The 23,121-nt window shown below is 63.9% G+C and carries 20 protein-coding genes; 10 read left to right on the top strand and 10 right to left on the bottom strand.

The window, feature by feature from the left end:
- The first annotated feature begins 77 nt into the window (after positions 1-77).
- Positions 78-521 carry an Lrp/AsnC family transcriptional regulator gene (locus BJ994_RS12180; protein ID WP_167994485.1) on the top strand — a complete coding sequence of 148 codons (444 nt, stop codon included), beginning with the start codon at positions 78-80 and terminating at the stop codon, positions 519-521.
- 251 nt (positions 522-772) lie between these two features.
- Here BJ994_RS12180 and BJ994_RS12185 read toward each other — a convergent pair whose 3' ends face one another.
- The 7 genes from BJ994_RS12185 to pulA form a co-directional block, all read right to left on the bottom strand.
- Positions 773-1,552, bottom strand: coding sequence for an enoyl-CoA hydratase/isomerase family protein (locus tag BJ994_RS12185; RefSeq protein WP_167994487.1), 780 nt, complete (start codon positions 1,550-1,552; stop codon positions 773-775).
- Positions 1,553-1,646: 94 nt separating this feature from the next.
- Positions 1,647-2,807 (bottom strand): 1,2-phenylacetyl-CoA epoxidase subunit PaaE, encoded by a 1,161-nt coding sequence (gene paaE, locus BJ994_RS12190; RefSeq protein ID WP_167994489.1) that lies wholly within the window; start codon positions 2,805-2,807, stop codon positions 1,647-1,649.
- Positions 2,807-3,328: a 1,2-phenylacetyl-CoA epoxidase subunit PaaD gene (paaD, locus tag BJ994_RS12195; RefSeq protein ID WP_167994491.1), complete on the bottom strand. Its 522-nt coding sequence runs from the start codon at positions 3,326-3,328 to the stop codon at positions 2,807-2,809. Before paaD ends, paaE begins: the two co-directional genes overlap by 1 nt.
- Positions 3,322-4,146 carry a 1,2-phenylacetyl-CoA epoxidase subunit PaaC gene (gene paaC / locus BJ994_RS12200; protein ID WP_167994493.1) on the bottom strand — a complete coding sequence of 275 codons (825 nt, stop codon included), beginning with the start codon at positions 4,144-4,146 and terminating at the stop codon, positions 3,322-3,324. The genes paaD and paaC overlap by 7 nt, the downstream gene beginning before the upstream one ends.
- A complete protein-coding gene (gene paaB, locus BJ994_RS12205; protein WP_167994495.1) occupies positions 4,143-4,496 on the bottom strand; it encodes a 1,2-phenylacetyl-CoA epoxidase subunit PaaB in 354 nt (117 codons plus the stop codon). Before paaB ends, paaC begins: the two co-directional genes overlap by 4 nt.
- Positions 4,497-5,471, bottom strand: coding sequence for a 1,2-phenylacetyl-CoA epoxidase subunit PaaA (gene paaA / locus BJ994_RS12210; RefSeq protein WP_245192287.1), 975 nt, complete (start codon positions 5,469-5,471; stop codon positions 4,497-4,499).
- Between the two features lie 177 nt (positions 5,472-5,648).
- Positions 5,649-8,717 carry a pullulanase-type alpha-1,6-glucosidase gene (gene pulA / locus BJ994_RS12215; protein ID WP_167994497.1) on the bottom strand — a complete coding sequence of 1,023 codons (3,069 nt, stop codon included), beginning with the start codon at positions 8,715-8,717 and terminating at the stop codon, positions 5,649-5,651.
- A gap of 147 nt (positions 8,718-8,864) precedes the next feature.
- Between pulA and BJ994_RS12220 the strand changes: the two genes are divergently transcribed.
- From BJ994_RS12220 to BJ994_RS12235, 4 genes are all read left to right on the top strand, one after another.
- Complete coding sequence (locus BJ994_RS12220) at positions 8,865-9,896, top strand: LacI family DNA-binding transcriptional regulator (protein WP_342450370.1); 1,032 nt, start codon at positions 8,865-8,867, stop codon at positions 9,894-9,896.
- Positions 9,897-10,030: 134 nt separating this feature from the next.
- Positions 10,031-12,223 carry a S9 family peptidase gene (locus tag BJ994_RS12225; RefSeq protein ID WP_167995995.1) on the top strand — a complete coding sequence of 731 codons (2,193 nt, stop codon included), beginning with the start codon at positions 10,031-10,033 and terminating at the stop codon, positions 12,221-12,223.
- A gap of 137 nt (positions 12,224-12,360) precedes the next feature.
- On the top strand, positions 12,361-13,728 hold the full coding sequence (locus BJ994_RS12230; protein ID WP_167994499.1) for a serine/threonine-protein kinase: 1,368 nt from the start codon (positions 12,361-12,363) through the stop codon (positions 13,726-13,728).
- Entirely contained in the window at positions 13,725-14,528 is an 804-nt protein-coding gene (locus tag BJ994_RS12235) for a hypothetical protein (RefSeq protein ID WP_167994501.1), read from the top strand. The genes BJ994_RS12230 and BJ994_RS12235 overlap by 4 nt, the downstream gene beginning before the upstream one ends.
- Here BJ994_RS12235 and BJ994_RS12240 read toward each other — a convergent pair.
- The gene (locus BJ994_RS12240) at positions 14,505-15,923 is read right to left on the bottom strand and encodes a GH1 family beta-glucosidase (RefSeq protein WP_167994503.1); all 1,419 of its coding nucleotides are present in this window, start codon (positions 15,921-15,923) and stop codon (positions 14,505-14,507) included. The genes BJ994_RS12235 and BJ994_RS12240 overlap by 24 nt on opposite strands.
- A 140-nt stretch (positions 15,924-16,063) precedes the next feature.
- Here BJ994_RS12240 and BJ994_RS12245 point away from each other — a divergent pair, with 140 nt between their 5' ends.
- Together BJ994_RS12245 and BJ994_RS12250 are read left to right on the top strand one after the other, a co-directional pair.
- On the top strand, positions 16,064-17,299 hold the full coding sequence (locus BJ994_RS12245) for an MFS transporter (RefSeq protein ID WP_167994505.1): 1,236 nt from the start codon (positions 16,064-16,066) through the stop codon (positions 17,297-17,299).
- A 3-nt stretch (positions 17,300-17,302) separates the two neighbouring features.
- The gene (locus tag BJ994_RS12250; protein ID WP_167994507.1) at positions 17,303-17,662 is read left to right on the top strand and encodes an ArsR/SmtB family transcription factor; all 360 of its coding nucleotides are present in this window, start codon (positions 17,303-17,305) and stop codon (positions 17,660-17,662) included.
- A 10-nt stretch (positions 17,663-17,672) separates the two neighbouring features.
- Here BJ994_RS12250 and BJ994_RS12255 read toward each other — a convergent pair whose 3' ends face one another.
- Positions 17,673-19,511, bottom strand: a complete 1,839-nt coding sequence (locus BJ994_RS12255; RefSeq protein ID WP_209066823.1) for a gamma-glutamyltransferase family protein — start codon at positions 19,509-19,511, stop codon at positions 17,673-17,675.
- Positions 19,512-19,687: 176 nt separating this feature from the next.
- On the opposite strand from BJ994_RS12255, the gene paaI reads away from it, so the two are divergent.
- From paaI to BJ994_RS12275, 3 genes are read left to right on the top strand one after another with little or no spacing between them, the layout of a single operon-like run.
- A complete protein-coding gene (gene paaI / locus BJ994_RS12265) occupies positions 19,688-20,170 on the top strand; it encodes a hydroxyphenylacetyl-CoA thioesterase PaaI (RefSeq protein ID WP_167994509.1) in 483 nt (160 codons plus the stop codon).
- On the top strand, positions 20,167-21,498 hold the full coding sequence (paaK, locus tag BJ994_RS12270) for a phenylacetate--CoA ligase PaaK (RefSeq protein WP_167994511.1): 1,332 nt from the start codon (positions 20,167-20,169) through the stop codon (positions 21,496-21,498). The genes paaI and paaK overlap by 4 nt, the downstream gene beginning before the upstream one ends.
- 51 nt (positions 21,499-21,549) lie before the next feature.
- Positions 21,550-22,155, top strand: a complete 606-nt coding sequence (locus tag BJ994_RS12275) for a TetR/AcrR family transcriptional regulator (protein ID WP_167994513.1) — start codon at positions 21,550-21,552, stop codon at positions 22,153-22,155.
- Between the two features lie 77 nt (positions 22,156-22,232).
- On the opposite strand, the gene BJ994_RS12280 is transcribed toward BJ994_RS12275, so the two are convergent.
- Positions 22,233-23,102, bottom strand: coding sequence for a type IV toxin-antitoxin system AbiEi family antitoxin domain-containing protein (locus BJ994_RS12280; RefSeq protein WP_167994515.1), 870 nt, complete (start codon positions 23,100-23,102; stop codon positions 22,233-22,235).
- Positions 23,103-23,121: the final 19 nt, after the last annotated feature.

Consider the following 23,121-nt stretch of genomic DNA (forward strand, 5'->3'; position numbering starts at 1 on the left):
GATAGGTGGATACAGTTCAGCTATTCTCGTAGACAAAAAGTTATTGTGATCTGGATTACGACCAAGGATGTAGACATATGGTAGAGCAGCCGCTCGATGAAGTGGACCGGAAAATTCTTGCAGAGCTGACAATGGATGGCCGGCTGTCGGTCACAGCGGTTGCGGAAAACGTGCATATCTCACGCGCCCACGCGTATTCACGCATTGCCCGGCTCACGGAGAGCGGAGTCCTCACCAAGTTCACGGCACTGATTGACCCGATCAAGGCAGGCCTGAGATCCTCCGCCTATGTCACGCTCAAGGTCCGGCAGCATTCCTGGCGGGAATTGAGGGAACAGCTGCGGGCAATTCCAGAGATTCACCATATAGCCCTGGTTGGTGGGGACTTCGATGTGATCCTGCTGGTTCGCGCGGAGGACAACGTCGATCTCCGCCGGGTCATTTTCGACCAGCTGCAGTCCATGCCTGGGGTGCTGGACACGCAGACATTCCTGGTCTTCGAGGACATGGACACTCGGTGACAGAACTTCAGGTGTCTCTGTTTCAAAAAGCGGCGTGGCCGGGGCATTCATCGTCTGGAGGTGACATCCCGTTCTAAATGTCACCATCCCCCATCAGGCCCCTCGACGAACCGACCCCGACCACATGTCCCAGTAAATGCTACAAAGTGACAAATATGTCCCCGTTGTAGCGAATTCGACGTAAATCGAGTTCAAAATGTTGCAATACTAGTTGCTTTTGTGTATTAGTCAGTGGATGCGAACCGGTTCCTTCAGCCTTTGAAGACCGGGGTTCGCTTCTCCTGGAAGGCCCGGAAACCCTCCGCGTAGTCCTCGCTGCCGCACAATTCTCCTTGCGCGGTATTTTCCTCGGAGACTGCGTCCCAGAGTCCGAGCCTGCGATCCCGAATGGAGGCGACCAAACCCTTGGATGCCCGGAAAGCGCCGGTAGCGCCGCTTGCAACTCGTCCCACCGTTGACCGCGTGGAATCGAGCAGTTCGTCGGCAGGGAAGACGCGGCTGAAAAGGCCGCCAGCCACTGCATCCGCGCCGGACATCAGGTCCGCTGTGTAGATCAGGTCAAGCGTGCGGTGGGCTCCCAGCCGCTCGGTGAACAGCCAGTGGCCCCCCGAGTCCAGTGTGGCTCCCAGCTTGGCGAACGGCGATCCGATCTTCGCGGAGTCGGCAACGTACACGACGTCGGTCGCGATGAGCAGACCCAGGCCAACGCCAAGGCAAGCGCCGTGTGCGGCGGCGAAGGTCGGTGCCGGGAAGCCGGCCATCTTCTTCAGCAGTGGGGTGACGAGCCCGTCGAGGTAGGCGACGGCGTCGTCCGTTTCCGGTTCGACGCCGGCAATGTCCCGTCCCGCACAGAAGGCACGGCCTTCGCCGCGCAGGAGCAACGCGCGGACCCGGCCTTCCGCGGCGGCGGAGGCGGCGTCGTCGTACGCTCTCGAGAGCTCAGCGACCGCATCCTCGTTGAGGGCGTTGAGCTTCTCCGGAGCGTTCAGGACGATTTCGGCGACGTTGTTCTCAATGGTCAGGTCGATCATGAGTGCTCCTTGGGTAGTTTCGTGCACATCGAGCGGCCACTTATAACGCCTTTCCTTCCGAGATGCCGTCATAAGTGGCCGCTCGATGGTGGGGTTAAGCGTCGTAGTCCACGCTGACTTCAGGGCTGGTGGGCCGGGACTGGCAGGTGAGCACATACCCGCCCGCTATTTCGTCGGGTTCCAGGGCGTAGTTCTCTTCCATATCCACTGTTCCGCTCACCAGTTTGGCGCGACAGGTCCCGCAGACACCGCCGGCGCACGCGAACGGGACGTCCGGGCGCACCCGCAGCGCCGCATTGAGGATGGACTCCCGCGCGTGCGTGGGGCTCGAGACGTTGCCCTGGAGGCCGTCCAGGTTGAAGGTGATGGCATAGCTGTCATCAGTCTGATCCTCCCGGACCGGCCGCCCGATCTGCCCCTCGGGCTTGGTCGGCTCCCCAGTGGTGAAGAGCTCGAACCGCACCTTCTCCGCAGGCACACCGCGCTCGGCAAGCGTGTCCCGGCACAACTGGACGAGTTCGAACGGTCCGCACAGGAACCACTCGTCGACGTCGTCGGTCCGGATGACGTTGGCCAGCAACGACTGCAGCTTCTCGGCATCGATACGCCCGCTGAGCAGCGGCGAAATGCGCTGTTCGCGGGAAAGCACATGATGAAGCGCGAAGCGTGCCGGGTAGCGGTCCTTCAGATCAGCGAGCTCTTCGAGGAACATCACGTCCATTGCGGCCTTGTTCGCATAGATGAGATCGAAGCGCACCGCCGGATTCGCCGCGAGGACGGAGCGCGCGATCGCGATGACAGGCGTGATTCCGGAGCCCGCCGCCACGGCGACGAAAGAGTGTTCCAAGTCGGTGTCGATGTTTTCCGGGCTGTTCAGCTCATTCATGGGGTGCTTCGAAATGAACTGTCCCATGGGGCTCATGACGTCGAGCTTGTCGCCGGCCCTCAGGTGTTCATTGGCCCAGGTGGAGAAAGTACCTCCGAGATCCTTCTTGATGGCAACACGAACCTCGCCCGGCTGCGGCTCGGCACAGATCGAGTAGCTGCGGCGAACCTCCTTCGGCTCACCGTCGACGTCCAGCATGGTGCGCAGCGCAACATACTGCCCCGGCACGTAATCGAAACGCCCGGACAGCTCCTCGGGAACGGCGAACGTCACCTCGATGGCGTCCTCGGTGAGACGGCGCACCTCCGCGACCGTCAGCTCATGGAAGGCTGTGCGCCGCTTGTTCGACGGCGCTAGTTTGACTGCCATTAGTGGACCTTGAAGTAGTCGAAGGGTTCGCGGCAATCCTGGCAGACGTACAGCGCCTTGCAGGATGTGGACCCGAAGCGGGTCAGTTCACGCGTGTTGAGGGACGAGCACTGCGGGCACTTGACGCTGAGGCCTACGCTCACCTTTCCTGCGGCAGCCTTCCCGGTAGGCGGCGCAATCCCGTACTCCTCGAGCTTGACCTTCCCGGCCGCGCTCATCCAGTCCGTGGTCCAGGCTGGTGAGAGCACGAGGTTCACCCGCACGTCGGTGTACCCATTCGCTGCGAGCGCAGTGATGATGTCATCACGGATAGCATCCATGGCCGGGCACCCCGAGTAGGTGGGGGTTATCGTGACTACGACAACCCCACCGTTGCCGCCGTCGTCGTCGGTCTTCACCGAGCGCAGGACGCCCAGGTCCTCGATGGTGAGGACCGGAATCTCGGGGTCTGCCACCGTGGCGGCGATGTCCCAGAGCGTCTCTTCGCGGGTCCTGATCGATACGCACTGTGTGCTCACCATGTTGCCCCCGGATGTTCGCGCGCCAACACCTGCATCTCAGCAAGCAGATAGCCCAGGTGCTCGCTGTGGCGTCCAAAACGGCCACCGCCGACGGCGGCAGGAACCTCGGGTGCCTCGAGCTCGGCTTCGGCGAAAATCGCCTCGACCTGCGCATCAAAGGAAGCACGAAGCGCCGAGGGCCGCACTGCAACGCCGTCGAGATTGGCTACAAGGGCGTCGTCCTCGAACAGCTCGCCGACATAAGGCCAGGTCAGCGTCAAGCCTGCGATCATGCGACGGCGGGACTCGTCTGTTCCGAGGGCGAGCCGCAACACCCACTGGCCGGCGTGGTCGCGGTGGTAATCGACTTCCTTCACGGCCTTGGCAGCGATGGCGGCCAGCGTGGGATCAGCAGAATCCATCAACCGCGAGTACAGCTCGAACTGGTAGTGGGAAACCACCAGTTGGCGTGCGATAGTCCGCGCGAAGTCGCCGTCCGGCTGCTCCACCAAATGGCAGGAGCGGAACTCGTCCTCCCCGCGGAAGTAAGCGAGATCGTCCTCCGTCTTGTCCCAGGCTCGCCCGGCATAGGTGAGGAAGGACCGCGCATGGCCCATCTGGTCCAGTGCGATATTGCCCAACGCCACGTCTTCCTCGAGTTCGGGCGCACGGGAAATCCACCATCCCAGTCGCTGCGCCAGGATGAGCGCGTCATCGCCCAGGCGAAGCGCGTACTCCCCCACTGCCTCGCCCGGCTTGAGGTCGGCGGCGGCGATGTCTTCAGGCCGCAGCGCATTGCCGGGCGTGATGCGGGTGGCGCTCGCGTTCGACTCGCTCACAGGTGCTTCACTCCCTCGCTCTTGGTGTAGTACGTCGCATGGCGGTAGTCCTTGCCCTGCGGGGACTCGAAGAACTGGCCCTTGGCGTCCGGGTCGCTGGAAATGATCGACGACGCCGGCACCACCCACAGGCTCACGCCTTCGTTGCGGCGTGTGTACAGATCACGGGCGTTGCGAACAGCCATCTCGGCGTCCGGAGCGTGCAGCGAGCCGGCGTGGACGTGGCTGAGTCCGCGCGATGAACGAACGAACACTTCCCACAGTGGCCACGGCTCAGCCTTCGGGTGTTTGGGCTGCTCCGCGCTGGGGGCCTTGGCGCCGTCGTCGCCGGTTGTTGATCCGCCGGTCATCTAGGCCGCCTCTTCCATCGTTCGCTTTTCAGCCTGCTTCGCGGCATAAGCCGCAGCAGCCTCACGGACCCACGCGCCGTCGTCGTGCGCTTCCCTGCGACGCTCGAGGCGCTGGGCGTTGCAGGGGCCACGGCCGGCGAGGACTTCCTTGAACTCGTCCCAGTCGAGCGGGTCGTGCTCCCACTTGCCTGATTCCTCGTTGTACCCGATCTCATCATCCGGCAGGGTGAGACCGAGCGTCTTGACCTGCTCCACGATCATGCCGACGAAGCGGGACCGCAGCTCATCATTAGAGAAGCGCTTGATGTTCCAGGCCATGGACTGCTTTGAGTTCGGCGAATCATCGTCCGGCGGGCCGAACATCATGAGGCTCGGCGCGTACCACCGGTTCACGGCGTCCTGGGCCATCTGCTTCTGCGCTTCGGTGCCGTTGGCAAGCTCAAGAAGGATTTCGAAGCCCTGCCGCTGGTGGAAGGACTCTTCCTTGCAGATGCGCACCATCGCGCGGCCGTACGGTCCGTACGAGGCGCGGCACAACGGCACCTGGTTGGCGATGGCGGCGCCGTCGACCAGCCAGCCGATGGCACCCATGTCGGCCCAGGTGCGCGCGGGGTAGTTGAAGATGCTCGAATAGCGCGCCTTACCCGCGATGAGGTCCGCCATCATCTGGTCGCGGGTGGTGCCGAGGGTCTCGGCTGCCGAGTAGAGGTAGAGCCCGTGACCCGCTTCATCCTGCACCTTCGCCATAAGGATGGCCTTGCGCTTCAGGCTCGGCGCGCGCGTAATCCAGTTGGCCTCAGGCTGCATGCCGATGATCTCGGAGTGCGCGTGCTGGGAGATCTGCCGGGCGAGGGTCTTTCGGTATGCCTCGGGCATCCAGTCACGGGGTTCAATGCGGGAGTCGTCGGCAATCAGCCTGTCGAACTGCTCCTGCTCCGCGGTCAGATCCTGCGGCGCTTCCGTAGCGGTTGTCATGATGGTCACCTCACTGTGCGCGGACTGGCTCGATGCCAGACCGAAATAATTACCGACCGTTCGTTCAGGATATCGGCGAGGCAAGTTCAGAGTCAACACCGGGAGCACTCCGTGGACACGGAAAGGGCCGGCACAGCGTGCTCCACTGTCCCGGCCCTAACCGCTGCTTACTTGTTCCTACTTTGCCTCGAAGACCGCTACCGTGAGCGGCGGTACGGTGAAGCTGCCCGTCGCTGAATCGAAGGCCGCGTCCTTCACAACCTCATCCGAGCCGTTCCGCTGGACTGGATGCAGCTCAAAGGACTGCCCCGCAGCAGCCGCCACCGTTTGCGTCGTAGCGGTGTCAGACGCGTTGAAAACGACGACGACGCCGCTACGCTCGCTATCCAGGTCCGGTCCGCTGATGTCATCAATGTGCATCACAATCACGCCCGGAGTCTGTTCGGGGCCGCCCGTGGGGAACGACACCTTCTGCTGAACCAGCTCGGCCGTGCCCAGGTGGAACAACGGCGTGCTCGTGCGGATCTCCAGCAAGGACAGTGCCTGATCGCGAGCCGCTGCGATCTCCGCCGGCGCGGGCTTGAGTGCGGGATCCGCCAGCAGCGGCTTCATGAACTCGTATTTGTCAGCGTTATCCGCACGCGGCGGGAGTCCGCGGGCGAAGCCGTTTTCGGTTCCGGTGTGGTCCAGAAGGTTGAACCAATCACCGGAGTTGTAGCTGTTGCGGTCGAGCGACTTACTGCGCAGTGCCTCTCCCCCGGCGTGCCAGAAGGAAACACCCTGGCCGAAGGCCGTGGTGCTGAGCGAGAGGGTCTGGAACCGGATGCGGTCGTCCATCGATGTTCCGGGCGCCAGCTTGAACGCGAGGCTGTCGAACAGTGTCTCGTTGTCGTGTGCCTCGACATAGGTGATGGCTTCCTGCGGATCGGCGGTGTAGCCTGCGGGACTCCCGTTGTAATCGACATCGGCGCCCGTGACTTCAGTTCCCGTGCGGTCAATGAAGCTGTAATCCCGCAGGTTCCCGGTCAGGCCGACCTTGATCTGATCCTGGCTGAGCAGCAGGCGGGCGCGCTGCTCCTCAGGACTGCCATTGACCTCCGCACCGTTGGGCTGGGTCCAGAGACCGGAACCGAAGCCCTGCACTCGAGGGTCTTCGTCGAACGGCCCGCCGCCTCGCACCGCGTCACGAAGCCTGTCGTTGAAGGTTCCGATGCCTGTGCCGGCCATATTCAGCTGGGTGGCCTGCTCGAACCGCGCGTTATTCGCCACCTCGCCGAAGTTCCAGCCTTCGCCATAGACGTAGATGCTCTTGCCGTCAACACCGTCCTTCTTGAGCGTCAGCTCATCGAGCGCAGCGCGAACGTCGAGCATGTTCTGCTTGCTGTGATGACCCATCAGGTCGAACCGGAATCCGTCGAGCTTGTAGGTGCGTGCGAGCGTCACCACGGAGTCCACCATGAGCTTGCCCATCATGGCGTTCTCAGTTGCCGTATTGGGGCAGCAGGTCGAGGTTTCGACGGCTCCGCTGGTCGGGTTCAACCGGTGGTAGTACCCGGGAACGATCCGGTCGAGATTGTTGCTCGATTCCTGCCCGGCACCGGCCGTGTGGTTGTAGACCACGTCCTGGATGACCCGAAGCCCGATGCCGTTGAGGCCCGCCACCATGTCGCGGAACTCGCGGATACGGGTCGCATCCTCCGGATTAGTGGTGTAGGAGCCTTCCGGCGTCGTGTAATGCAGCGGGTCATAGCCCCAGTTGAAGCCGTCCTTGCCCGCAACAGCTGAAACGCACGCCTGCTGTCCATCACTGTCTGGAGCAAAACTTGCCAGATCACACTGCGGCTCTGCCTGGACATCGCGGCGCTCCTCAATGGTTCCGATGTCATTCACCGGCAGGAGGTGCACGGCGTTCAGCCCGGCATCCGCCAGGTCTGCAAGCCGCTGCATTCCGTCACTGCCCGTTTCGGCGAAGGCTGCGTATGTGCCACGGCGCCCCGCCGGGACTGTGGTGTCGGAGATCGAGAAGTCCCGGACGTGCAGTTCATACAGTGAAAGGTCCTCGGGTTGAGCGAGCGCGGGCTTCTTTGTTGAGTTCCAGCCGGACGGCGCGAGTGAGGGGTCCGCGAGATTCACGATCATGCTGCGCTCTGAATTTGTGGACAGGCCCACGCTGTAGGGGTCGGTGACGACGTTGCGTTCCACTTTCCCCGTTTCCGGCACGTAGACCTCCACCTCGTAGAGGTAGTAGGCATCTTTCCAGTCCTTCTCCCCGAGAAGGGACCACACGCCGTCGTGCCCTTCTTTCAAGGGAACGGTGGCCAGAGCCTCGCCGCCGGACCCTTCCCGGTACACCTGGAGGGTCACCTGCCGGGCAGTCGGAGCCCACAGGTCAAAGCGCGGGCGCTGACCCTTCCAGCTCAACCCGAGTGTCCGTTTGAGGGCGTTCGGGTACAGGGCATCCAGCACACGGGGAGCCTGCACGCCCGTAGCCTGCAGGACCGTTCCGTCGGCGGCCAGCTGCACAGCAAGCAACTCGCCCTTGAGCAGGTGTCTCGCCTGCCGAGCCGCCTTCTTCGGAAGCGTCAGCGTATCGAAGGACTTCAGGTGCGGGGACGCGGCCGCCAGCTCAGGGTTGAGCACGTCAGAGCTACGCTCCAGGTCAATGAACTCACCATTGGTGACAACGCCGTCGATCACTTCCAGGCTGCCGTCCATCGAGGAATAGAGCCGGTAGAAGGAGCCCTCGGGTGCTTCCTGAAGATCCCAGGCCAGGACACCCGGAGCCAACCAGTGCGCAGCGGCGCCAGCGACCAGTGACTCCGGAACGTCGCTGGTGATCACATGCGTGCTGTGGTTGTAGGTGAAGGTGATTTGCCCACCCTGCGCGGTCAGGGGGATGTCGGCTCCTCCCGCCGCGCCACCGTCGCCGTAGTTTTCGGCCCAGCTTCCGTTGAGCGCCGCCTTGTAAGCGTAATCTCCCGTCGGGACATCGAAGGTGCCGCTGTAGGTTCCGGGTGAGCCCTCCACCTCATTGAGGATGCTTGCGGCGCACTCGGGCTGCCAGTCGCCGGGGCAACCGAGCTCGGATTGGAGGGAGCCGACAAGGGTTACGGAACCAGGGGCGGCGCTGTGGTCCGCGAGCGCCGGCAGCGGGACCAGACTGACGAGCAGCGGTACGGCGAGGACGCCGGCGGCCAACCCGGCGTAGCGCCGTCGGCCGCGGTGGGCTGGTGTTGAAGTGTGCATAGATCCTCCTCGACGTGCCACAGTGCACGTCCGGTGTTAGTGGTAGGCGTTTCTCACCCTAGGAAGCAGCACACCGAACGGTCAATAGCTTGCTGAAAGTTTCATGAAAGTTTTCACACTGGTAATGTGCCCCGATACGATGGAGGCGTGAATTTTCCTCCGTTGAATGACAAGCCCCGACTGGAAGACGTTGCGCGCCGTGCCGGAGTCAGTGTGCCGACGGTCTCGCGGGTACTCAACGGACGCAGCGGCGCCTCACGCGAGACACGGCAGTCCGTGCTGACCGCCATGGATGACCTTGGCTATGAGCGGCCGGACCGCCTGTCAGGCCGGGCGAAAGGGCAGATCGGCATCGTGGTCCCGGACCTGGTCAACCCGATTTTTCCCGCCTTCGCAGGGGCCATCAGCGCCCTGGTGGCCCCCAACGACTACATTCCCGCGCTGTGCACTCTGCCGGGGGGCGGCGTAACGGAAGACGAGTATGTCTCCCTGCTGCTGGATCAGGGCGTGAGTGGCCTGATTTTTGTGTGCGCCGCCCACGCGGACGGCCGTGCAAGTGTTGAGAGGTATCACCGGCTGCGGGCACGCGGTATCCCTTTCGTGCTGACCAACGGAACCCGACCCGAGATTGACGCCCCTTCCATTGCCAATCACGACTCCATGGCCATCCAGACCGCTGTCCGGCACCTTGCCTCCCTGGGCCATCGAAACATCGGGTTTGCCACAGGGCCGGAGCACTTCATTCCCAGTCGGCGGAAGGCAGAAGGGTTTCGGGCGGGTCTCGAACAACACCTGGGCCAGACGGATCCCCCCGAGCACAAAGCCGTTACCATGTTCAGCATCGAGGGCGGGCACAGTGCAGCCGTCGAGCTTCTGGAGTCCGGTCATACCGGCATTGTGTGCGCGTCGGACGTGATGGCCCTCGGCGCCATTCGCGCCGCGCGCTCGCGGAGCCTGCGTGTACCGGAGGACGTGTCGATCGTCGGATTCGACGACTCTCCGCTGATGGCTTTCACCGACCCACCGCTGACAACGCTCAGGCAGCCCGTCTCCGCCATGGCGGAGGCGGCGGTTCAGGCGCTGCTCACGGAGCTGTCGGGTGAGCCAGGCAGCCGCACCGAGGTCCTCTTCGAATCTGACCTGATAGTCCGGGGGTCTACCGCCGCCGCTCCCGGCTGACATCCCGGCCCTTCCGCAGAACGATTCCGCGCAGGTTCGGCGTGCGTCCTCCCACGATCATCGGCGTGTTCCCCGTCGACACGCACCTGCGCACTTCAAACCTGCACGGAACCGTCGTGAGCGTCGCCTGCGCCATGCTCTGGCAGGATGGTGCCATGACTGTCACCCCTCCTGTCGCCAAGAAGGTTCCCACCGAACGCACCCACCACGGCGATACGTTCGTCGACGACTACGAGTGGCTGCGCGCCAAGGACAATCCGGAGGTTGTCGAGCACCTCACGGCAGAAAACGCCTATACCGACGCCGTTACTGCCGGTCAGGAACAGCTCCGTCAGGACATTTTCAACGAGATCAAGAACCGCACCCAGGAAACGGATCTCTCGGTGCCGGCCCGCAAGCAGGACTGGTGGTACTACTCCCGCACCGAGGAAGGGAAGCAGTACAGCATCCACTGCCGCGTCCGTGCAACCGATACCGGGGACGTCGCTAAAGACTGGACTCCCCCCGAGGTGGTTCCGGGCCAGGCGGTGCCCGGCGAGCAGATACTGCTGGACGGCAATGCCGAAGCCGAGGGCAAGCCGTTCTTCTCCGTCGGCGGGATCGCGGTGAGCGAGGACGGCAACCTGCTTGCCTTCAGCGTGGACAACGCCGGCGATGAGCGCTTCACCCTCCGGATCAAGGATCTGCGATCCGGTGAACTGCTGCCGGACGAGATCCCGAACGTCTTCTACGGCGTCGCGTTTTCCCCGGACGGACGGCAGGTGTTCTACACCGTCGTGGACGACAGCTGGCGCCCCTACCAGGTGAAATCCCACCGTCTCGGGACCGCCGTCGACGACGACGCGCTGGTCTACCAGGAGGACGACGTCGCCATGTGGACCGGCTTCGACCTCTCCGCTGACCGCACTCAGTTGCTCATCGGCATCGGCTGCTCCGAGTACAGCGAATACCGGGTGCTGGACCTGCGCAATCAGGACGCCGGACTCACCACCCTCATTCCCCGTTCCGAGCGTGTGCTCTATGAAGCGGAACCGCTGACCATCGACAGCCGCCTCCACTACCTCCTCACCCATGACCGCGGCGCGAAAAACTCGATGGTGAGCCTGGTGGGTGCTGAGCAGTTCGAGCGCCCCCTCACCGAGCAGCAGTGGTTGACAGTCGTAGAGCACGACGACGCCGTCCGCGTGCACGGCGCGACCGTCACGGCCACGCACGTCCTGGTTTCAGTGCGCAAGGACACCACCATGCGGGTGCAGATCCTGCCGAGGGAAGGTCTCGGCACTTCGTCCCAACACGCGCCGATCGAGCCCTCCTTCGAGGAAGATCTCTACACCTGCACCCTCGCCGGTGCCGAGTTCGAAGCCCCGATGATCCGGCTTTCCTACATTTCCTACTTCACACCGCCCCGCATTTATGACTACCTGCTCGACGGCGGTGAGCTGACCCTGCGCAAAGAAACCCCGGTGCGCGGCGGTTACCGCTCGGAGGAGTACGTCGCCGAACGCCAGTGGGCAACAGCGGCCGATGGTACGCAGATTCCGTTGTCGGTGCTGCGGCGCCGCGATCTCACCGATGACGGCACCAACCCGGCCGTCATCTACGCCTACGGCAGCTATGAGATCAGCATGGACCCGGGGTTCTCGATCTCGCGGCTGTCGCTGCTGGATCGCGGCGTGATGTTCGTAGTCGCTCACATCCGCGGCGGCGGCGAAATGGGCAGGACCTGGTACGAGGACGGCAAGAAGCTGGCCAAGAAGAACACCTTCACCGACTTCGTCGATGCGACCACGCACATCGCCGAATCCGGCTGGGTGGACCGGAACCGGATCGCCGCAATCGGCGGATCGGCCGGTGGCCTACTGATGGGCGCCGTCGTCAACCTCGCGCCGGAGAAGTACCGTGCCGTAATCGCGCAGGTCCCGTTCGTGGACGCGCTGACCACCATCCTCGATCCGGAGCTGCCGCTGTCAGCGCTGGAGTGGGAAGAGTGGGGCAACCCGATCACCGATCCCGAGGTCTACCGGTACATGAAGGAGTACACGCCGTACGAGAACGTGAAGGCAACCACGTACCCGCGCATCGCCGCCGTCACCAGCTTCAACGACACACGCGTGCTCTACGTGGAGCCCGCGAAGTGGGTTGCGAAGCTGCGAGAGGTGACCACCGGCAGCGAACCGATCGTGCTCAAGACCGAGATGGACGGCGGCCACGGCGGCGCGAGCGGACGTTACGAGCAGTGGAAGGATGTCGCCTGGGACTATGCGTTCGCTGCGGACGCGCTCGGTGCGACGGCGCCGCTTACGCGGACCGCCGGCGTCGCGGGGTAGGCCCGAAATTCCCGCTACCTCGCGATCTTTCAGGGCTTGGGCTCCGAATACACAGTATGGAAAGTGCACAAGTGTTCGGAGCCCTGCCGGGCGTCCTGCAGCCCACCGATGACAGCCCGCGTCGGTATAGTTAACAGATGGACAGCAAGCGTGCCGGTTCGGCACATGCTGCGACAACTGTGGGAGCCGATGGCCCCCAGGACGAGCCTGTCCAGCACCAAATCCTTGGAGGCCGGTACCGGCTTGTCAGCCTCATCGGCCAGGGTGGCATGGCGTCAGTCCATCAGGGACGGGACGAAATACTGGGCCGTGACGTAGCAGTCAAGGTTTTCCACACCGGGCCGGTCGGATCGGATGACGAGGCCCGCCAGCAGGCCGAAGCGAGGATACTGGCCAGCCTGAACCACCCCAATCTGGTGACTGTTTTTGACATCGGCATTGACAAGGAAGACCTCCATCACCGGGCGTTCCTCGTGATGGAACTGATCACCGGCGAGGACCTCCGCCGCACCAATTCCCATGCACCGCTCACTGAAGGTGAAACGAAGGCGCTGGGCCGCGGAGTGGCCCAGGCGCTGGCATATATCCATGACCAGGGTGTAGTCCATCGCGACGTGAAACCGGGCAACATCCTCATTGGTGCCAGCAGCAATCCCCGCCGTGCCGAGAAGCCCAAACTCACGGATTTCGGCATCGCCCGCCTCGTAGAAGATGCACATCTGACTGCCACCGGCCAATCCGTCGGCACCGCTGCCTACTTCAGTCCCGAGCAGGCTGAAGGCCTTGCGGCGACCGCTGCCAGCGATGTCTATTCCCTCGGCCTGGTCCTGCTTGAGTGCCTCACCGGGGAGACCGCATTTCCCGGTCCCGCTGCAGCCTCGGCCGCTGCCCGCCTCCACCATGACCCGGCAATTCCCTGGCCGGACTGCGATTGGGGCCGGCTGCTCCGCGATATGACGCAGCGTGATCCGGCTGCCCGTCCTTCCGCGAAGGACGTTTCGGCAGTCCTCGATTCCGAGTTCAGTGAAACCCGCCAGTCGGTTGTCCCAGCGAGGAATCTCGACGGCGATACCCGGGCCGGCTTACCGACGGCAGCAGTAGGTGTGGTTGGGCCTGGCGAAGACAGCGAAGCGACGGCGGCCCTGACAGCCTCGGATGCGACAGCAGCATCGCCGTCTGCCGCACCACACGAGGCGTTTCCCATAACCGCACAGCAACCGCAGCAGAACCGGCGCGGAGCACCACTGCATACCCCTGACGAAGAAGACGAAGGGGACCGTGGACACGGGGCTTCAGGGTCGGTGACATCTTCGCGCAGGCGCAGGCCGGGAGCGCTGCAGTGGGCACTGATAGTGCTTCTGGCAGTGCTAACCCTTCTGACTGCGGCGGCTTTCCTTGTTCCTGCTCTTCTGCCGGGAACGGACTCCCAACCCATTGACTATCCTCCGGCGACCGGGGAACTTGGCGAACTTTTGGAAAATTTGCAGGAGAGTGTCACCCCGTGAAGAAGAGAGCAGCCCGTCTTTGCTCCGCAGGAGCAGCGCTAAGCCTGGCACTGCTCAGCGGCTGTAGTCCTGCCCCGGACAGTGGTGCGGCCGCAATGCGGCAGCTTCAGGCAGACGTCCTGGAAGTCAGCCAACTTTCCGTGGGCGGCGACTTCGCCGAAGCACTGGACGCGCTGGACAGCCTGAGTACCCGATTGGGTGCGCTCGCTCTCATTGGGGCAGTCGACTCCGTACAACAGCGGGAGATAGAAGAAGCGATGACCAACCTCCGGGTGTTTCTCGATCGCAGCCTGAGCGACGGCACGCCGTCTGAGTCAGCTACGCCAGCACCGGAGCAAACCAGTCCAGAGCCAACGGGCACACCCGGCCTGCCCTTCCCGCCAGCGCCTATTCAAGTACCCGCTCCGGCACCTGCGCCCGCCCCTGAGCCTGTTCCCGCACCGGAGCCCGCACCCGCTACCACCCCCGCACCGGATCCGGCACCTGATCCCGAGCCCACACCGGAGCCGGAACCGGAACCGAGCCAGCCCCCACCTCCTGAACCGGAACCCGATCCTGCGCCTTCTGAACCTGCGCCGACTGAGCCTGCGCCCGCACCAAGCACCACTCCCGCACCTGAGCCGTCGGGTTCCCCAACACCTGCACCTACGGAGCAGTCCGGCCCCGGCGTCGGGCCGCCAGACAACCCAGAACCGCCGCCAAGTTCCGAGCCGGGCGGGCCACCAGCGCCACCCGGTGAGCCGGGCGGGCCTGGTGAGCCGGGTGGACCACCAGGGTCACCGGGTGGTCCGGGCGGGTAGTCCGTTGGCGCGGATGACGTCGGCGAACCAGCGCGCGCTTGCCTTCGGGATGCGCCGCTGCGTTTCGTAGTCCACACGCACCAGGCCGAACCGCTGGTGGTAGCCCCAGGACCACTCGAAGTTATCGAGCAGCGACCACGCCAGGTAGCCGCGGACGTCCGCGCCGTCTGCGATGGCGTCGGAGACGGCGTGGAGGTGTGATTCGATGAAGGCAAGGCGGTCCTGGTCATCCACGTAGCCGGATTCGTCCGGGTGGTCGTTGTACGCAGCGCCGTTTTCCGTGATGTAAAGCGGAATGTTCCTGGGCCCGGTGTAGTCCTGGTGCAGGCGGTTCAGAAGCCTGCGAAGGCCCTCCGGCTGGACCTCCCAGCCCATGGCGGTCACGGGCAGGCCGCGCGGGACCGAGGATACGCCGTCGGCCGCGACGTACGGCGAGGAAAGCCGACGCGCCGATTCGGGCCTATCCACGGGCGGCTGCGCTGTGGTGGTGACCGCTTCGCCGTGGTAATAGTTCACCCCGAGCAGGTCGATCGGCGTGGCGATTATGTCAAGGTCGCCGGGCTGGATGAAACGCTCGAAACCCAGGTGGCGTACGTCGTCGAGCACGTCCTCCGGGTAGTGCCCTTTCACCACCGGGTCCAGGAAGATCCGGTTGAACTGTCCGTCGATGCGCCGGGCGGCGTCGCGGTCAGCCTCGCTGTCGGGATCGAGCGGGTCCGGAACGGTGAAGTTGAGGGTGAGTCCCAGTTGGGCGTCCGGGTCGCCCTTCCGCAGTTCACGCGTTGCCAGTCCGTGCGCAAGCAACAGATGGTGAGCGGCGGCCAGGGCCGCAGCGGGTTCCTGTCTCCCGGGAGCGTGCTCACCCGAGGCATACCCGAGGAACGCAGAGCACCACGGCTCATTCAGGGTGGTCCAGATCCGGACGCGATCGCCGAGTGCCTGGTGCATGGTTCTGGCGTACTCCGCGAAAAGGTGCGCCGTCTCGCGTTTGGTCCACCCGCCGTCGTCCTCCAGCGCCTGCGGCAAGTCCCAGTGGTAAAGGGTCAACCACGGCGTGACGCCCGCAGCGAGCAACTCATCCACCAGGTCCGAGTAGAACCGGATCCCCGCCGGATTAGGGGTCCTGCCATCTGGCATGCACCGTGACCATGATGTCGAGAAGCGGTAGGCGCCCAGCCCCAGTTCCTTCATGAGCGCAACATCCTCGGCGTACCGGTGGTAATGATCGCAGGCGACGTCGCCGTTATGGGCGTCAGCAACGGCGCCGGGAACGCGCGCAAAGACATCCCAGATGGAGTCCTGCCGACCGTCCTCGTGTGCCGCGCCCTCGATCTGGTAGGCAGCGGTAGCCGCTCCCCACAGGAACCCATCCGGGAAGGGTGCTGTTGCGTTCATACTGGTTGCTCCTTACGCGTTTCCCTGAAACCCGATCATCTACCGGCAGAACGGCAGGATTTGGTTGAGAGTACAGCACGCATCCATGCCGCACAGGTTCATATGTGCACAACTGCGCACTTAAAGATATGTTTGTGCCCATGTTCAGTGTCCTGCAGGTACCGACGTACCGGAATCTTTTCGCAGCCCAGGTGATCGCTCTGCTGGGAACTGGCCTGCTGACGGTTGCGCTGGGCCTGCTGGCCTTCGACCTCGCCGGCGGCCGGGCGGGCGCCGTGCTTGGCACAGCACTGACCATCAAGATGCTCGCCTACGTCTTCGTTGCCCCGGTGATGGCGGCCCTGGTGGAAAGACTGCCGAAGAAGGCCGTCCTGGTGGGCGCGGACCTGGTGCGCGCCGGCATCGCGATGACGTTGCCCTTCATCGACCAGGCCTGGCAGATCTACATCCTGGTGTTCATCCTGCAATCGGCCTCCGCGACCTTCACGCCGGCTTTCCAGTCACTGATTCCCGTTGTTCTGCCGAAGGAACGCGACTATACGCGGGCATTGTCACTCTCACGCCTTGCCTACGATCTGGAGTCCCTGCTGAGCCCGGCGCTGGCCGCCGCGCTGCTGACGCTGATGAGCTACTCGAACCTTTTCATGGGGACGATGGCCGGGTTCCTGTTCTCCGCGCTGATGGTCGTTTCCGCCCGGCTACCCTCCGTGCCGGTACAGGCCAACACCGGCTCTGTCTGGCATCGCACGACGCTGGGCAGCCGGATCTTCATTCGGGATCCTTCCCTGCGGGCCCTGTTGGCCCTGAACCTGGTGGTCGCCGGCGGAACGGCCCTGGTGCTGGTCAACACGGTGGTTTACGTCAGGGACATCTACGCTGGATCCAATGCTGAAGTCGCGCTGGCTCTCGCCTGCTTCGGTGCGGGTTCCATGGTGATCGCCCTGATCACTCCGCGCCTCCTGGAACGGATCACTGACCGCAGCTTCATGCTCGCAGGTGCGGCTGTAATCAGTGCCGGCATGGCTGCTGCGGTCCTGGTTGTCCTTGCAGAACCCCCGTGGGCTGCGATGCTGGCGGTCTGGGCGTTCCTCGGTGCCGGCACCTCAATGATCAATACGCCCTCGGCGCGGTTACTGCGCCGGGCGGCCACGGATGCAACCAGGCCGCACCTCTTCACCGCACAGTTTTCCCTGTCCCACGCCTGCTTTATCCTCACCTACCCAGTGGCCGGCTGGGTTGGCGCGGTCGCCGGTCAGGTGAGCGCCGCCGTCGTTCTCGCTGTACTGGCTACACTGGGCACAATGGCGGCGATTCGCCTCTGGCCCGCAGAGCCCGCAATGGAGGCCGACGGAATGTCCACGCTGTCGGGAAGGTGAGACATGAGCGAGAGTCCGGTATCCGGTGCACCGAGCCTGCACCACCCGATCACGCCGGACAGTGCGCGTCTGGAAGCAGGCGCTGCGACCTTCCGGATGCTCGCTGATCCCACCCGGTTACACATCCTTTGGCTCCTCGCGGAGCATCCTGCGGGTGTGGGCTCCCTCGTAGAGCGGACGGGCGCAACCCGGACGTCAGTCAGTCAACACCTGGCGAAGCTGCGCTTTACCCAGCTGGTCAGCGCGAAAAGGGAGGGCCGGAACGTTGTCTACAGCATCATCGACGGGCACCTGGCACGCCTGGTCCGTGAAGGGATGAACCATGCAGACCACCGCGTCACGGGCGAACCCACGCACGAATAGCCGCTGGGCGCTAAGGCGGAAGCACCACACCGCTGGCGGTGTCGTTGCGGGGCTCCGCGCCGATGCGGGCCGTCAAACCGTCCTCGCTGATTTCAAGCATGTTCGCTGTTCCGAAGATCCCGATCCCAATCGCGATGTTGTGGCCGCGGGCGCGCAGATTCTCAACCGTCGCAGCCGGGTAGCTCGTCTCGACGTGCAGGATGTTGTCCGCGGGATACGGGAAAATCGACGCCGGGAATGCGGTGCTCACGAAGCGCGGCTGGGCTACAGCCTCCTGCGGACCCAGCCCGAACGCCACCACGTTCATGAACTGTTGGAGCTGCGCCTGCGGCTGGGTATCGACGCCCGTGTTCCCGCCGAGCAGGTACGGCCGGCCGGTCCGGAGCACCATGTACGGGTTGGACGTGTGCCGTACGGTTGCGCCCGGGGCCACGGCGTTCACGTTGTCCGGATCGGTTGACATGAACTTCATGCGCTCGTTGATGTGGATGCCCGTGTCCCCGACCACGAGAAACTGGCCGCCCAGGCTGGTAGTGACTGCTGAGGCGTTCCCCTCGGCGTCCGTTACGTGGAAGGTTGTGGTGTCGGTCGCCTGCCGGTCCAGCCCGGCTTCGATGGGCCACTCGGCCGCGCGCTCCATGTCGATCCGGGTGCGCTGTGTGGCGGCATACTCGTCCGAGAGCAGTTCCTCCACGGGCATCTCCGTGCGGTCCGGATCGCCGATGTACTCGAAGCGGTCGGCATAGGCGAGCTTCACCGCTTCCACCTGGCGGTGGACCACGTCAGGGTCCGACGGCGACCGCCCGGTCCAGTCCTCAGCCTTCAGGATATTCAGTGCAAGGAGCATCGCGATCCCCTGGCTGTTCGGCGGATTCTGCAGGACCGTGAGGCCTTGGCCCCAGTCGACCGAGATCGGCTCCACCTGCTCCGCCTCGTACCCGGCGAAGTCTTCAAGTGTCAGGTACCCGCCGAACTCGTCGGAATACGCAACGATCGCCTCCGCAAGGGGCCCCCGGTAGAAGTAGTCCCGAGCGGCCTGGATGCCGGCCGCATGGGAGGCGGCCTCGTCACCCGAGGAGGCTGCGCCGTCGTCGTACGCGGTTGCGAGCGCCTCGAGCGTGTCGGCGAGATCGGGCTGCGTGACGGTCTGGCCGGTCGCAACCAACGCACCGTTCCGCAGGTACAGCTCGCTCAGCTTGGGGCTGTTCCGGATGTTAACTTCCTGCTGGGTCAGCCAGAAGGTCATTTCGGTGCTGACCGGATAGCCGGCCCGCGCGATCCCGATCGCAGGCGCGAGCACCTCACGCAGGTCCAGCCTCCCGTGGTCGCGAAGCCACAGCATCCAGCCGTCCCAGGCACCCGGCAGGATCGCTTGGTGCATCCCGTACTCACCCGCCCGGGCGGAGTAATCTTCCAGCGTCGCCTTGCTGCCAACGGGGCCCACACCGTTGAGGCTCGTGGCTTCCTGCGTGCCGGCGTCGTAGTAGAGGGCCCAGGTGTCACCGCCCAGAACGCTCGAATAGAACGGCTCGACGACGGTCAGCACCGCGGCCACCGCCACCGCCGCGTCGGCGGCGGTCCCGCCCGCGTTGAGGATCTCAGCTCCGGCATCGGTTGCGAGCGAGTTGGAAGAGACAACCGCCTGGACGTGGGGCTGGGCCGGCGTCGTTGTTGGTGCCTCTGTTGTAGGGGCTGTGGTGGTTGGGGCTGTGCTTGTGGGCGCCGGAGTTGTTTGCTCCGTGCTTGTCGAAGTCGGCGCGGTTTCCGGGGGATTCGGGACCGTGCAGGCCGTGATCGTCCACACCGAGCACACTGCGATGGCCAGTAGCCGGAAAATTCGTTGTCGCAAGGCGTACCCCTTTCCGGAGCGCCGCTGTGCGGAACAGACTAGCACCGCTGGCGGGCGTGCGGCAGGGCTCTTTTATAGGTCCCGATGGTGCGCCACAATGCCAACATCAGCTTGACAGTCGGCGCCGTGCCGGTATTACCTAATGAACATTCGGTAAATAATTCTGAGAGGCCTCCATGAAGGACACTGACGTCCGTCCTGCACACCCCATCCTCGAACTGGATCATGCCTCTCGCTGGCTGGGAATCGACGTGGTCCAACTCGCGGACGGGCATGCCACCATCACCATGCGCCTCCGCGAGGAGATGTTGAACGGCTTCGGCATTGCGCACGGCGGCATGGTCTTCGCCTTCGCCGATTCGGCCTTCGCGCTTGCCTGTAATCCCGTTGGCGAAACGGACACCATCACCGTTGCGTCCGGCGTCGATATCAACTTCCTCTCCTCCGCCCTGCCGGGCGAGCTGCTTACCGCCGTTGCCAATCGGCGGGCCTCGGCAGGACGCAGCGGGCTCTACGACATCGCCATCACAGCAGCGAACGACGACGGCGACACGCGCCTTATTGCTGAGTTCCGGGGACGCTCGCGTACGGTCCCCAACCGCCGCTCCCAACCGTCCGGGAACGCGCCGAACAACCAGTCCGAAGAGAGGAACGCATGAGCACCACAGCCATCAAGGCAACCGCAGCGGACGCCGCAACCTGGGATGCCGAAGAGGGTTTCGACCGCGGCCGCATCGAAGAACTGCAGTTGGAGCGCCTCCAGTGGACGGTCAAGTACGCGTACGAGAGGGTAGAACTCTACCGCAGCAAGTTCGACGACGCCGGGGTCCATCCCACCGATCTGCGTGAGCTCTCGGACCTCGCCAAGTTCCCCTACACAACCAAGGAAGACCTTCGGCAGACCTACCCATTCGGCATGTTTGCGGTTCCACAGGACCAGGTGGCGCGGATTCATGCGTCCTCAGGCACCACCGGACGGCCTACCGTCGTCGGCTATACCACTGGGGACCTTGACCGGTGGGCTTCGCTTGTGGCGCGGTCCCTGCGGGCGAGCGGGGTCAAGAAGGGCGATAAGGTTCACAACGCCTACGGCTACGGTCTCTTCACGGGCGGCCTGGGCGCGCATTTCGGTGCCGAAAAGCTCGGTTGCACGGTCATTCCGATCTCCGGCGGGCAGACGGAGCGCCAGGTGCAGCTCATCCGCGACTTCGAGCCCGACGCCATCCTCAGCACGCCTAGCTATCTGCTCACGATCCTCGATGCGATGGTGGCAGCCGGAATCGATCCGCGAAGCACCTCGTTGAAGACTGCGGTGCTTGGTGCCGAGCCATGGACGTCCGAAATGCGGCACGAGCTTGAGGAACGCATGGGTTTCGACGCGTGCGACATCTACGGACTCTCAGAGGTGATGGGTCCCGGCGTCGCCGGCGAATGCGTTGAAACCAAAGACGGCTCGCACATCTGGGAGGATCACTTCCGCCCGGAAATCATTGACCCGTTCACAGATGCGGTGCTCGACGACGGCTCATCCGGGGAACTGGTCTTCACCTCGCTGACCAAGGAAGCGCTGCCCATCATCCGCTACCGAACGCATGATCTCACGCGTTTGCTGCCCGGCACGGCCCGTCCGGGAATGCGCCGCATGGACCGGATTACGGGACGCAGCGATGACATGATCATCCTGCGCGGCGTGAATCTTTTCCCCACACAGATCGAGGAGATTGCGCTGCGGATTCCGGCGCTGAGCCCGCACTTCCAACTGGAGCTCACACGCCCGGAGGGACAGCGGATGGATCAGCTGACTATCCGGATTGAGCCTCGCGAGGGTGTGAGTTCCGACGACGCCGCGGCTGCCGCTTCCCAGTTGAGCGAGCAGATCAAGATTCACATCGGATCAAGCTGCGCGGTATCGGTTGTGGAGACGGGGTCCCTGGCACGCTCCAGCGGAAAGCTGAAGCGGATTTATGACCTGCGACCCAAGGCGTAGTTCGGCGCTTGAAAGCGCTGCTGACCGAACGTTCATGCGAAAATAGCCCGTATGCCCAGTTCACAGGCCGCAACGCGTCGCGGACGTCCCGGATACGACCAGCAGACTGTCCTCAACATCGCCGTTGACGTCTTCAACCGGCACGGCTACGAGGCTACCTCGATGGGCGTGCTCGCCGAGAACCTGGGTATCAGCAAGTCTGCTATCTACCACCACGTTCCTTCGAAGGGCGATCTGTTGCGCCTGGCGCTGGATCACGCGCTCGGCGGGCTCGAGGCGGTTCTGACCCATGCTGACGCGACCGATGGAAAGGCTGACCAGCGCCTTGAATATGTGCTGCGCGGCACCATTGCCGTCCTGACCGAGCGGTTGCCCTTCGTGACGCTGCTCCTGCGGCTGCGCGGCAACACGGAGGTTGAGCGCGAAGCCCTTGAGCGCCGTCGTGCCTTTGATCACCAGGTGGCTGCCCTTGTGGAAGCTGCCCGGTCCGAGGGGTCTGTGCGGAAGGATATCGATCCGCGCACCACCACGAGATTGCTCTTCGGCACCATCAACTCGCTGGTCGAGTGGTACAAGCCGGGCGGCCCCCTGACGCCCGAGAAACTTGCCGACGACGTCATCGCCATGGTCTTCGAGGGCCTCCACCACCACGCCTAGCTCCGCCGATTTGCCCGGTGCTCGCGCCCGATCCTTCCCGCCCGGTCTCGATCGATGCACCCACTCAATCGCCCGGTTCACTGGGTATGTCTAGACATGCCCAGTGAACCGCCGGATTCGATGGGAGCACTTGCGCGGATGTGCGTGCCTCGGTGAGCGGCGAGCGTCTGCTGAACCATTTTGAGATACGCCTCAGGACGGTCCACGACTTGGCCGCGGGTCACACGCAGGACCGGGACACCACCCACTGTGAGCAGGTTCCAACGACGACGGTCCTCTTCGAACTCCACCGGCCCGCTGTGATATTCCCTTCCATCGGCTTCGATTCCGAGGATCCCGTCGACGAAGAGATCCAGCCGCCCAACCCCCTTCACATAGACCTGGGACTGAACGGCGAGCCCGGCTTCTCTGAGTGGATATCGCGCGACGGTCTCAAGTATGGACTGTGAGTGCGGGTCTACGAGGCTTATGATCCGACGCAGTGGCGCATCCCGTTTACCGCCGGTACTGCTTCGGAGTTGCTCGAGTGAAACCAGCCGCCTCACAACTGCGGACTCGACAATACAGAGCGCATCTAGCTCAGGCAGGCACCGCATAACCTGCAGGCAGATGAGCAGAGGTGTTACCGGCCGCGCTGCCCGATGCACCCGGACGTCCGGCCCGACCTGGCGCGCTTGGTCGAAGCACACGTGCAAGAGCGTTGGTTTGCGCAGCACCCACAGGTTGAGTCGCTCGGCGGCGCTGATGCAGGCAAGCTCCCCGCCCATCGCCGCAGCTGCAATCCTTCCGCGGTCGGCGTCCGGCAACGCGTAGATTCCGCGTCTTGCCTTGGCTACCCTACGTTCCTCCAGTGCGCGCTGAAGCTTCCTCGCACTGATTCCGGCAGCAACCAGGTCGCGTCTGCGGCAGACTCCTCCATGCAGGATCAGCACGTTCTCAATCTCCATGGGATCCATGGTGGCCGAG

The organism is Arthrobacter pigmenti, assembly GCF_011927905.1.
GTDB lineage: Bacteria > Actinomycetota > Actinomycetes > Actinomycetales > Micrococcaceae > Arthrobacter_D > Arthrobacter_D pigmenti.

Bases quoted from the DNA above. Each gene is read 5' to 3' on its own strand.
- paaB (WP_167994495.1), bottom strand. From the start codon at position 4,496: ATGACCGGCGGATCAACAACCGGCGACGACGGCGCCAAGGCCCCCAGC.
- BJ994_RS12250 (WP_167994507.1), top strand. From the start codon at position 17,303: ATGAGCGAGAGTCCGGTATCCGGTGCACCGAGCCTGCACCACCCGATC.
- pulA (WP_167994497.1), bottom strand. From the start codon at position 8,717: ATGCACACTTCAACACCAGCCCACCGCGGCCGACGGCGCTACGCCGGG.
- paaA (WP_245192287.1), bottom strand. From the start codon at position 5,471: ATGACAACCGCTACGGAAGCGCCGCAGGATCTGACCGCGGAGCAGGAG.
- BJ994_RS12275 (WP_167994513.1), top strand. From the start codon at position 21,550: ATGCCCAGTTCACAGGCCGCAACGCGTCGCGGACGTCCCGGATACGAC.
- BJ994_RS12225 (WP_167995995.1), top strand. From the start codon at position 10,031: ATGCTCTGGCAGGATGGTGCCATGACTGTCACCCCTCCTGTCGCCAAG.
- paaK (WP_167994511.1), top strand. From the start codon at position 20,167: ATGAGCACCACAGCCATCAAGGCAACCGCAGCGGACGCCGCAACCTGG.
- BJ994_RS12245 (WP_167994505.1), top strand. From the start codon at position 16,064: ATGTTCAGTGTCCTGCAGGTACCGACGTACCGGAATCTTTTCGCAGCC.
- BJ994_RS12185 (WP_167994487.1), bottom strand. From the start codon at position 1,552: ATGATCGACCTGACCATTGAGAACAACGTCGCCGAAATCGTCCTGAAC.
- BJ994_RS12180 (WP_167994485.1), top strand. From the start codon at position 78: ATGGTAGAGCAGCCGCTCGATGAAGTGGACCGGAAAATTCTTGCAGAG.
- paaD (WP_167994491.1), bottom strand. From the start codon at position 3,328: ATGGTGAGCACACAGTGCGTATCGATCAGGACCCGCGAAGAGACGCTC.
- BJ994_RS12240 (WP_167994503.1), bottom strand. From the start codon at position 15,923: ATGAACGCAACAGCACCCTTCCCGGATGGGTTCCTGTGGGGAGCGGCT.
- BJ994_RS12230 (WP_167994499.1), top strand. From the start codon at position 12,361: ATGGACAGCAAGCGTGCCGGTTCGGCACATGCTGCGACAACTGTGGGA.
- paaI (WP_167994509.1), top strand. From the start codon at position 19,688: ATGAAGGACACTGACGTCCGTCCTGCACACCCCATCCTCGAACTGGAT.
- paaE (WP_167994489.1), bottom strand. From the start codon at position 2,807: ATGGCAGTCAAACTAGCGCCGTCGAACAAGCGGCGCACAGCCTTCCAT.
- BJ994_RS12280 (WP_167994515.1), bottom strand. From the start codon at position 23,102: ATGGAGATTGAGAACGTGCTGATCCTGCATGGAGGAGTCTGCCGCAGA.